The 749-nt window shown below is 53.3% G+C and carries 1 protein-coding gene; it reads right to left on the reverse strand.

The window, feature by feature from the left end:
* Window positions 1-160 precede the first annotated feature (160 nt).
* Window positions 161-749, reverse strand: a 589-nt coding sequence (locus ACI77I_RS32055) for a helix-turn-helix domain-containing protein (RefSeq protein WP_407000215.1), incomplete at its 5' end; no start/stop codon positions are given.

Below are 749 nucleotides of genomic sequence, written 5' to 3' on the forward strand. Positions count from 1 at the left end.
CGGCCCTCATTCTCGTCTTGGATAGTCTGGATAGAGGCTTTGATCGAGATAAACCGGTCCGCAACGCCCATCGCCTTGAGTTGGTAGTAGTACGTACTTCGCGCAAGACTTACCAGCTTGAGCAAATCACTCAAGGGGAAAGCTTGTTTCAGCTCAGTGACTAATCGGGCTTTTTCTTCGCTTCTCTCTCTCGCCTCATCACCGCCTCGCCCAACTCTCCAAGCTTTTTTAGGTAGGCGTTCTCCATGCGCAAATACTGCAGTTCATCGAGCAATGCCTTGTGTGCAAGCTGTGCGTCGGTGAGTGGGGTGGTAGTTTTACGCGGTTTAGAAGGCGGCTTGGGCATAGCGGTAATCGATCCTTTTTTCCCTGACTCCAGGGCTTCAATACCGCCACTGTAATACTGCTGTTGCCATCTGCCCACCTGGCTTGAGTTACCCAGGTTGAAGAGCGCCGCTGCGCGGCGCAAAGATAAGGAGTCGCGCCACATGCGTTGCAGCACTGAAAACTTGAACAATGGACTGTAGCGTTCGCCGGTTCTGCTTAGACAGGCTTCGCCATGTAATCGGTAAGCCTCCACCCAACGACGAAGCAAGGTGGGATCCATTTGGAATTGAGCGGCTATGCGGCGAAAGCCTCGGCCCTGCTCAAGGAAAGTGGTAATGGCGGAAAGCTTGAACTGCGTCGTGTATTTGCTCATGAAAAGCCTCAGGAGTTGGACGGGTGTCCAACTTCTGGGGCGCACTTCA

This window comes from Pseudomonas sp. D47 (genome assembly GCF_045447305.1).
Taxonomy (GTDB): domain Bacteria; phylum Pseudomonadota; class Gammaproteobacteria; order Pseudomonadales; family Pseudomonadaceae; genus Aquipseudomonas.